The following is an 8,672-nucleotide window of genomic DNA, read 5'->3' as shown; positions in this document are numbered from 1 at the left end:
TCGCGGGTGGCGAGCCCGTCGAACATGTCGGTCTCGTCCTTGTGCACGGTGATCGCGCGGTACGACTCGGGCAGCGGCAGGGCGGCGAAGTCGGCGGACGTGGCGTCCGACGACTGGATCGCGGCCAGGATGTCCTTCACGGTCACGGTGTTGCCTCCTGCGGTGAACGCCCTTGAGGGCGGGGCGCTGAGGGATGCGTCGGTGCTGCTGCGGATGGGGTGGAGAGGTGCCGTCGGTTCGGCGGGGTGGTGCTTCGGCAGCGCTTTGTGGCGCGGGAGGTTGCCTGTGACGCAGGCGTCCGGGCGCGCGAGCCGGGGGCTTGCGGGGACAGCCGGTGTGCGTACGGTCGTCGCACTCCGGCCGCCCGGACATCTTCACCGTATGACACCGCGTGTCAGACGACAAGGCACTGAGTGCCAAAATCTGCTCTCAAATGAAACCTTTACCTAACAGATGAGCGATGATCGATCGAACCGGCCGTGAAATCTGCTCGAAATGGGGCCCATACATGGCAGAACGGCCACCCTCGCGGGTGGCCGTTCTCCTGGGGGATGCTGCGGATCAGCGATCCTTGAGTGCCTGCTCGATGGTGCGCATGACCTCGTCCAGCGGGGCGTCGGTGCGGGCCACCGTCACCAGCACCTCCCCCTGCGTGGACAGGGCCGCGGGAGCGGCTGAGGCGGGCCGGGACGCGGTGCCGCGGCCGACCCCGATCCCGGTGCCGAACGTCTTCCGGACGATCGCGAAGGCGTGGTCCAGCTGGGCCTCGACATCGCCCTGGCCCTCGGCCCGCAGCCAGCGCCTGAGCACATGGTTGTGGGCGGTGACCACGGCCGACGCGGCGACCTCCGCCAGCAGCGGGTCGTCGTTGGCGTCGTCGTCGTGCGCGTGCTCGTCGAAGTGGCCGAGGAGATAGCGGGTGAACAGGCGCTCGTAGCGGGCCACCGACGCGATCTCCGCCTCGCGCAGGGTGGGCACCTCGCGGGTGAGCCGGTAGCGGGCGACCGAGATCTCCGGCTGCGCCGCGTACATCCGCATGACCTCCTTGATGCCGCGGCACACGGTGTCGAGCGGATGCTCGTGCGCGGGGGCCGCGTTGAGCACGGCCTCCGCCCGGACCAGCGTGTCGTCGTGGTCGGGGAAGATCGCCTCTTCCTTGGAGCGGAAGTGCCGGAAGAAGGTGCGGCGGGCGACCCCGGCCGCGGCCGCGATCTCATCGACGGTGGTCGCCTCGTACCCCTTGGTCGCGAACAACTCCATCGCTGCGGCCGCCAGTTCCCGGCGCATCTTGAGCCGCTGGGCGGCGGCACGGGAGCCGGTGGCACGCTCCGGAGCGTCGGGCGTAGCCGGTGTACGTGAGGACTTGGCGGGCTGGGACATGCCCCGAACGTACTGCATGTGCGCAGCTTGGCGCGCATGACCGGGTCTTCCCCCGCCCCTGCCGGGCGGGGGTGGTGCGGCCGGGCCGAGCAGTCCGCCCCAGGCGTCGGCCCCGGCCCTCCCGCCGCGCCCGGTGAACCCGTCGCCGGGGTGCTCAGCGGCGGGCATACTCGCGGAAGCCGCGGCCGGTCTTGCGGCCGAGGCAGCCCGCGGCCACCAGATGCTCCAGCAGCGGGGCCGGGGCCAGCCCCGGGTCGCGGAACTCGCGGTGCAGCACCTTCTCGATCGCCAGGGAGACATCGAGCCCGACCACGTCCAGCAGCTCGAAGGGACCCATCGGATAGCCGCCGCCCAGCCTCATCGCCGCGTCGATGTCGTCCAGGGAGGCGTAGTGCTCCTGCACCATCTTGATCGCGTTGTTGAGGTACGGGAAGAGCAGGGCGTTGACGATGAAGCCGGCCCGGTCGCCGCAGTCCACCGGGTGCTTTCTGACGGTGGCGCAGACCTCGCGTGCCGTCGCGTGGACGTCGTCCGCCGTGAGCACGGTGCGCACCACCTCGACCAGCTTCATGGCCGGCGCCGGGTTGAAGAAGTGCATCCCGATCACGTCCTGCGGGCGCGAGGTGGCGCGGGCGCAGGCGATCACGGGCAGCGACGAGGTCGTGGTGGCGAGGACCGCGCCCGGCCTGCAGACCTTGTCCAGCGTCGCGAACAGCTGCCGCTTGACCTCCAGGTCCTCGGCGACCGCCTCGATGGCCAGGTCGACATCGGCGAAGGCGTCGCAGGAACCCGCCGGGGTGATCCGGTCCAGGGTCCGGGCCGCGGCCTCGGCCGTCAGCCGCCCCTTGTCGACGGAGCGGGAGAGCGACGCGCCGATCCGGGCTCTGGCGGCCCGCGCCTTCTCCTCGCCACGGGCGGCGAGGATCACGTCGTACCCGGCCTTGGCGAACACCTCGGCGATGCCCGAGGCCATGGTCCCCGAACCGGCGACACCGACCGAGCGGACCGGGCGGCCCGGAGTGAGGAAGGCGCCCTCCAGCGGGGTCAGCGCGTCCCGCACCACCGTGGCGCTGCCCGGAGCCTCGTACGTGTAGAAGCCCCGGCCCGACTTGCGGCCGGTCAGGCCCGCCTCGCTGAGCTGCTTCAGGATCGGCGCGGGGGCGTGCAACCGGTCGCGGGAGGCGGCGTACATGGCTTCCAGGACGGTGCGCGCGGTGTCGATGCCGATGAGGTCGAGCAGGACCAGCGGGCCCATCGGCAGCCCGCAGCCGAGCCGCATCGCGGCGTCGATGTCCTCGCGGGAGGCGTACTTCGCCTCGTACATCGCGGCCGCCTGGTTGAGGTAGCCGAACAGCAGGCCGTCCGCGACGAACCCCGGACGGTCGCCGACCGCGACCGGCTCCTTGCCCAGTTCGACCGCGAGGTCCGTGACCGCGGCGACGGCCTGCGGCGCCGTCAGCACGGACGAGACGACCTCGACGAGCCGCATCGCGGGCGCCGGATTGAAGAAGTGCAGGCCGAGCACGCGCTCCGGGCGGGCCGAGTCGGCGGCCAGCCGGGTCACCGACAGCGCGTTGGTGCCCGTCGCCAGGATCGTCTCCGGCCGCACGATGCCGTCCAGTTCGCGGAAGACCTGCTGCTTGATCTCGTACGACTCCGGGACCACCTCGATGACGAGGTCCGCGTCGGCCGCGGCCCGCAGGTCGGTGGAGGTGCGGACCCGGGCGAGGACGTCAGCCCGCTCCGGCTCGGTCAGCCGCCCGCGCAGCACGGCGCGCGCGGTGGCGGCCTCCAGGGCGGCGCGGGCGCCGGCGGCTGCGGCCTCGCTGACGTCGATGCCGACGACATGGCGGCCGGCCTTCGCAAGGACCTCGGCGATGCCGGTGCCCATGGTGCCCAGGCCGACGACGGCGATGGTGGCGAGCCGGGACAGAGAGGTGTCGGACAGGGGAGTGGCCATCGCGGGACTCCAGAAATGAATGAGGTGACGACAGGGGACCCGCCCCCGGCGTCCCGGGAGGGCGCATCGGGTGCGGAGGGGAGTGCGGGTGATGTCGGGCTGCGGGCTGCGGGCGCACACGCCCAGCGCCGTCGCCGCGGGCGGACGCGCCCGGGGGAGCGGCTGAGACCGACCGGCTCTGTCCCGAAGCCGGGCCGTACTGCGGTACACGGGGGTACCGAACCGACCGACGCCCACGACGGCTGCGTCACCAAACCGTCGCGAGCGGGCGCGAGTGGGTAACTCGCTCGTCTGAGCTTAACCGGTGAGTAACGAGCGCGCCAGCCCCCGGTCGAAGACGGTGACCGTGGAGGCCGCGTCCACTGCATTCCAGGACGCGGTGACCAAGTTCGACACGGACGGCGGCTGCCTCGAAGAGGCGCCGGGGACGTGCCCGGACCAGATGAAGGGGCTCATGGAACCCACGCGCATTCCAAGGGCGCCACGGCCATCGGGACGAAGCGGCCCGACGTTCTCGGCTCCGCCCATGATCTGTTGGATCGGCTCGATGGGAACCCTATCGGCCAAGGGCTGAGGACTGCGAGTGTTGATGCCTGATCGGTTCTGGCGGAAAGCAGTAGCGGCCCACACAAGCGGTAGGGCGCGCTACTGGATCTACGTGGCTAAACCGGTGCGCTTGGCCATCAGTATCAGATCCGGGCGTGTGCGCTGGTGCATGACGAACAAGACGCGGAGCACTTCGCGGCTCATCGGATGGATCTCCGCCATCTGCGGCGACACCTTGAACGCCTGCTTCAGCGCGTCTTCTGCGCCATCGAGGTCTTTCGTAGCCAGACGGGCCCGGGACAAGTCGATGAAGAACCGCCCGACCCGGTTGGGCTTCAGCCCGGCCGGAGGCTGATCGGCGAGCGGCGTCGCCATCTCAACGGCCTTGTTCGGCTGGTCCAGTTCGATGTGCGCGGCTAGCTCGTACAGAGCGGTGTTGCCCTCCCCGAATGTCAGATTGTGCACTAGCTGATCGGCCGTGAGCTGAGAAGCCAGCTGCTTAGCATGTCGCAGGTGTATTTCCGTAGCGTTCTTGTCCCGATGGCGGGAGGCAAGCACCACTCCGCGCAAGTGCAACGAGCCCAGCACGATCATCGACTCGGGGCCGTTGGTTCGAGCACCCTCGAAGTGGCTGATCGCGCGCTCGACGATCGCGAGGCCGTCGTCGTACTGTCCGGCGCTCTGGTAGGTGCCGGCCTCGTTCCAAGCTGCTGCGGCTTCCGCCGCAGGGTTCCATGTGCGCTGCGCTGCCCACTGCTGCCGCGAGACGATCATGTCCGCGAGGTCGGGCTGGGCAAGGCGATGCGCGACGGCGTACGCGCAGCCGTAGAGGTCGGACACCTGTCCCCAGGCGACCGCGTCGCCGTCGGAATCCAGTGCCGTCGCGGTCGCCTGCCCGAGCAGTTTGGGCAGATCCCGGAGGAGTTCGAGGTACTTCGTGTCTGCCCGGAGCCGCGCGGCTCGCTTCAGACCGGTGGCCAGTTCGTCCTGCTGCGGCGTGTCCTCTTTCGGAAGAGTGTGTCGGCGAACGGCTCCGCGAAGCTCGTTCAAAAGATCGGCCTGCTCGGACGGATCGCTGAATGGCTGTCCGTAGATCCGGGCCGTGGTGACGTGCAGGGCCTTGGCCGCACCCGCGACGATTACCGGCGTGGCAGGGCGGATACCGGTCTCGACCTTGCTCAGATACGAAACGGTGATCCCCATCTGGCGCGCGAGTTTGGCCTGACCCACGCCGCGCGCTTTGCGTAGGACGCCGATGTTCTCGCCGGCGGTGGGCGTGCTCTCCATAGGCTCACTCTTCCATGTCAAGGGCCGCGCAGCATCAACTGAACCTTGGCGGCGGCCCATTGTGCAAGGTTTGTGTGAACTGATCTTGGTTGAGCCGCAGTTGACTGGTTACACACGGCAAACGACGGACGATGACGACGGTCGGCGAGCTGAGGACTGGCATGGCGAAGACGGCGGTATGTGCTGGGGGAGACGACTCCGTGAGCACCATCATGGCGATACCGAATGCGACCGGTGCCCCCGGCTACACGTCGGACCTGCCTTGCAACCCAAAGTCTGTGCAGCCTGCTCGGCGCCTCGTTGCTGAGGTTTTGCGCACCTGGGGAGTACCGGACAGTGCCGACGTTGCGGAGCTGGTTGTCTCGGAGCTGCTGACCAACAGCATCAACCACACCGCGTGCGCCTGGGCGAAGGTCGTCGTCGAGCTGCGACAGGGATCCATCGTCCGGATCGGAGTCGCCGACGGATCCCACGCCTCACCCCACCTCAGAACCACAGCCGAGACGGCTGAGCGCGGACGAGGGCTGTTCCTGGTCGATGCGGTGTGCTGGCGGTGGGGCTACGACCTGCACGGCTGGGGCAAGGTCACCTGGGCTGAGGTACAGGTGCCGGCCGCAGACAAGAGCAGGTAGCACCGCCAACAGGAGTCCTGGATGTCCCTCACTGCTCTGCCCATACCCAGGTGGCAGCCGCTCACCTCTGAACAACTTGGCGCATTCCTTGAGAAGGTGCGCGACTGGGAGCCACTGGACTTGGCGGCCATCTTCGATGCCCTGGACCAGGTTCTCGGAGAACAACGCCCGGAAGCTGATGCCCTGAACGTGATCAGCGAAGGGGTATCTGGCGGCTACTGGCAGGCCCTGGGACTCGCACGGCGAATGGCGTGGACGACCTGTGACCTCGCAGAGCGCCTGCTTGCCGTTGAAGGCATCTGGGGCTGGCACGTCAACCAGCGGGAGCCGTACCGCATGTTCGACGATGCCCGTCTCTTGCTGGAAGGGGAACAGATTCCACGCACCGGCCCCGAGCGTGGACGGGACCGGCTCAGGCGGGCCACGCTCGGCCCGCTCGGCACTCGGCCCTCACAGGACCGCGGCAAAGCACCCGCTCAGGCTCAGCGCCTCCCGACTGGACTGGAGCGGGTTCGATGGGTCCGTACGACCAGACGATTATCAGTTCAAGACCAGAGGAGGACCAGCGTGCGTGCTCGGTGGATTCTGGAAGCCGCAGACGGCGGTAACCCCCAGGACGACAGCGACTCCGGCAACAAGCACGGCGGAGGCGGCTCCGACGAGGGCGGCAACACCAACGACGGACAGGGACCGGCGGACGGACGATGAGTCAGATCGCACAGGCCGCAGGCCCGGAGCGGTTGGCAGCCGAACTCATGGCGAAGAAAGTGCTGACGTCGGACTGGCTGGCAGCGTTCCACGCCGTACCCCGTGACCGGTTCGTCCCGGACGCCATCTGGCCCGGCCACGCCGGCCAGAACCGCCAGGACGACCGGGTCCTGCGCGCGGAGACGCCGGATCTGTGGTGGGACGCGGTCTACCGTGACGCGCCCATCGCAGTGGGACGACGGGGCTTACACGGGCCTCAACAGGGGGCGCATCGCCTCCTCGTCGAGTTCCATGCCGACCATGGTCTTCTCGATGCTCGACGCCCTCGACGTGCGCTCGGGGCATCGTGTCCTGGAGATCGGCACCGGCACCGGGTGGAACGCGGCGTTGCTGTCCCACCTTGTCGGCGACGAGAATGTGGTGACCGTCGAGGTCGACAAGGCGCTTGCCGCCGAAGCACGCGCCCGCCTCAACGCCGCCGGCTACACTCCCCGCGTCGTCGTCGGCGATGGCACGATCGGCTACGGCAAAGGATCCCCCTACGACAGGATTATCGCGACGGCCTCCGTCCAGGTGATCCCGTCCCAGTGGATCGGCCAGGCCCACCCCGGCGCCGTCATCGTGGCCCCATGGGGCCCCGCCTATGGTGGCGAGGGCGTCGTACGACTCGTGATCGACGAAACCGGCCGCGCGGAAGGCCGCTTCGTCGGCTCCTCCGCGTTTATGCGGATGCGTCAGCAACGTAGACGCTTGCCGGTTACCGAACGCTTCGTCGACCCACAGACCTGGCCCGCCGAGGCGGACCTGTCGACCACGGGCCTGTCACCGGACGACGTTGGTGACTGGATCGTCATGTTCGCGATCGGTGTCCAGGTCCCGGACCTCTTCCTGCGCATCACCTACGGCGAGGAGGGGGCCTACCGGATGTGGCTCTTCGACACGGGCGTCACAAGCTGGGCCACTGCCGACTATCTGAAGTCCCGGACCACGTTCCAGATCGCTCAGGCCGGGCCGCGGAGACTGTGGGACGAGCTGGAGGCCGCCTACTCGTGGTGGGAAGCCCAGGACAAGCCCTCGTTCGAACGATTTGGTCTCACAACTCGCGGAGGACCCGTCTGCAAGGTGTGGCTGGACGCTCCTGACAACCCCGCCCCCACTCCCTCCGTGGAGGAGCCGAGTCCGGGCGCTCATGGCTCGTGACGGCCAGACCGCCGCGATCAACGATGCGTCATGCGTTGGGCTGCCTGCTGGTCCGCAGACCACAATGGAAGACCAGAAGGAGGGGCTGAGCATCTACGGTGTGCTCTCATTCGGTGCGCTGATGGCCGAGCTGCACGCTGCGGAGGCCGCCTGACGTATGCAACGAGGTGTGCCGGTCACACGCGCGTTCCGCGCGACGAACCGGAACACCGCCTGCGCCGTATTCCCCGCTACGCCAGCGTGGTCGAACCGGGTCCGACCGACGGCGAGTGACCGGCTCGTCCGGCATGGCCACTCCGCGAGGTGCCGGCGCAGCTCGGTCCCGAGCCGACGCCGCACGCCACACTCATGGCCCGGCTCGGCATTACCCCCTGAGACCCCGTGCTCGTCGGCAGGAGTTGCCCCAGGACGCCGACGAGCACGGTTGCGAACCCTGCGGCCGGGGAGGATCCGGCCCCGGCCGCCAGGGCCTTCACCCCGAAAAGAGCCCATCGTGGCTGCACCTCGTCACACCCGGCCGGCAGGAGGTACCGATGACCGTTTCTGACCCGGGCTGGACGCCACCCCTGGACGCTACGGAGCTGGCGACGGTCCTGGAGAGCGTCCGCAGGTGGCGCCCCTTCGACGGAGATGCGCTCCTCGACGATGTCGGTGAGGTGCTGGACAACGTCGTGCCGGCGGAGGAGAACGTCGGTTACCTCGCTGACTTGCTCGGCGACCACTTGGCGCAGCTCGTGAACATCGCCGTCGCCGCCGAAGCCAGCGACAAGGACCCGGCAGCTGACTGCCTGATCCAGCAGGCACGCGCCGTGGGTGCCAAGAGGCTGCCAGCCGGTCCCGGACCAGCCGCCCAACAGACTCACAGAAGCTTCTATGTCCCGTCAACCCCCAACTCAGCCGCGGCGGCGTTGAGGTGGCGGTAGAGGCGTCGGGCGAGGTAGCGCTTGAGGCAGCGGCGG

General features: G+C 68.9%; 8 protein-coding genes and 1 pseudogene. 5 read left to right on the top strand and 4 right to left on the bottom strand.

Going from position 1 to position 8,672, the window contains the following annotated elements; translation table 11 throughout:
- The 4 genes and pseudogenes from ACFYTE_RS41975 to ACFYTE_RS41960 all read right to left on the bottom strand — a co-directional run.
- A pseudogene (locus ACFYTE_RS41975) lies at positions 1-140 on the bottom strand (crotonyl-CoA carboxylase/reductase); the annotation flags it as partial.
- A 421-nt stretch (positions 141-561) separates the two neighbouring features.
- The gene (locus ACFYTE_RS41970) at positions 562-1,380 is read right to left on the bottom strand and encodes a TetR family transcriptional regulator (protein ID WP_388722532.1); all 819 of its coding nucleotides are present in this window, start codon (positions 1,378-1,380) and stop codon (positions 562-564) included.
- A 154-nt stretch (positions 1,381-1,534) separates the two neighbouring features.
- Positions 1,535-3,340, bottom strand: coding sequence for a 3-hydroxyacyl-CoA dehydrogenase family protein (locus tag ACFYTE_RS41965; RefSeq protein WP_388722530.1), 1,806 nt, complete (start codon positions 3,338-3,340; stop codon positions 1,535-1,537).
- A 654-nt stretch (positions 3,341-3,994) separates the two neighbouring features.
- Positions 3,995-5,173 (bottom strand): helix-turn-helix domain-containing protein, encoded by a 1,179-nt coding sequence (locus ACFYTE_RS41960; RefSeq protein WP_388722528.1) that lies wholly within the window; start codon positions 5,171-5,173, stop codon positions 3,995-3,997.
- A gap of 200 nt (positions 5,174-5,373) precedes the next feature.
- On the opposite strand from ACFYTE_RS41960, the gene ACFYTE_RS41955 reads away from it, so the two are divergent.
- The 5 genes from ACFYTE_RS41955 to ACFYTE_RS41935 all read left to right on the top strand — a co-directional run bounded on the left by ACFYTE_RS41955 (position 5,374) and on the right by ACFYTE_RS41935 (position 8,636).
- Positions 5,374-5,805, top strand: coding sequence for an ATP-binding protein (locus tag ACFYTE_RS41955; RefSeq protein ID WP_388722526.1), 432 nt, complete (start codon positions 5,374-5,376; stop codon positions 5,803-5,805).
- A gap of 21 nt (positions 5,806-5,826) precedes the next feature.
- On the top strand, positions 5,827-6,513 hold the full coding sequence (locus tag ACFYTE_RS41950; RefSeq protein WP_388722524.1) for a hypothetical protein: 687 nt from the start codon (positions 5,827-5,829) through the stop codon (positions 6,511-6,513).
- Positions 6,514-6,825: 312 nt separating this feature from the next.
- Positions 6,826-7,713 (top strand): methyltransferase domain-containing protein, encoded by an 888-nt coding sequence (locus ACFYTE_RS41945; RefSeq protein ID WP_388722522.1) that lies wholly within the window; start codon positions 6,826-6,828, stop codon positions 7,711-7,713.
- On the top strand, positions 7,703-7,867 hold the full coding sequence (locus ACFYTE_RS41940) for a hypothetical protein (RefSeq protein ID WP_388722518.1): 165 nt from the start codon (positions 7,703-7,705) through the stop codon (positions 7,865-7,867). Before ACFYTE_RS41945 ends, ACFYTE_RS41940 begins: the two co-directional genes overlap by 11 nt.
- Before the next feature lie 379 nt (positions 7,868-8,246).
- Positions 8,247-8,636 carry a DUF6415 family natural product biosynthesis protein gene (locus ACFYTE_RS41935; RefSeq protein WP_388722516.1) on the top strand — a complete coding sequence of 130 codons (390 nt, stop codon included), beginning with the start codon at positions 8,247-8,249 and terminating at the stop codon, positions 8,634-8,636.
- The last annotated feature ends 36 nt before the right edge of the window (positions 8,637-8,672 follow it).

The organism is Streptomyces sp. NPDC004629 (assembly GCF_042873595.1).
Taxonomy (GTDB): domain Bacteria; phylum Actinomycetota; class Actinomycetes; order Streptomycetales; family Streptomycetaceae; genus Streptomyces.
This window is presented reverse-complemented; position numbering and strand designations above follow the sequence as displayed.

Coding starts and splice junctions, on each gene's coding strand:
- ACFYTE_RS41940 (WP_388722518.1), top strand. CDS start 7,703: ATGGCTCGTGACGGCCAGACCGCCGCGATCAACGATGCGTCATGCGTT.
- ACFYTE_RS41950 (WP_388722524.1), top strand. CDS start 5,827: ATGTCCCTCACTGCTCTGCCCATACCCAGGTGGCAGCCGCTCACCTCT.
- ACFYTE_RS41935 (WP_388722516.1), top strand. CDS start 8,247: ATGACCGTTTCTGACCCGGGCTGGACGCCACCCCTGGACGCTACGGAG.
- ACFYTE_RS41970 (WP_388722532.1), bottom strand. CDS start 1,380: ATGTCCCAGCCCGCCAAGTCCTCACGTACACCGGCTACGCCCGACGCT.
- ACFYTE_RS41945 (WP_388722522.1), top strand. CDS start 6,826: ATGCTCGACGCCCTCGACGTGCGCTCGGGGCATCGTGTCCTGGAGATC.
- ACFYTE_RS41965 (WP_388722530.1), bottom strand. CDS start 3,340: ATGGCCACTCCCCTGTCCGACACCTCTCTGTCCCGGCTCGCCACCATC.
- ACFYTE_RS41960 (WP_388722528.1), bottom strand. CDS start 5,173: ATGGAGAGCACGCCCACCGCCGGCGAGAACATCGGCGTCCTACGCAAA.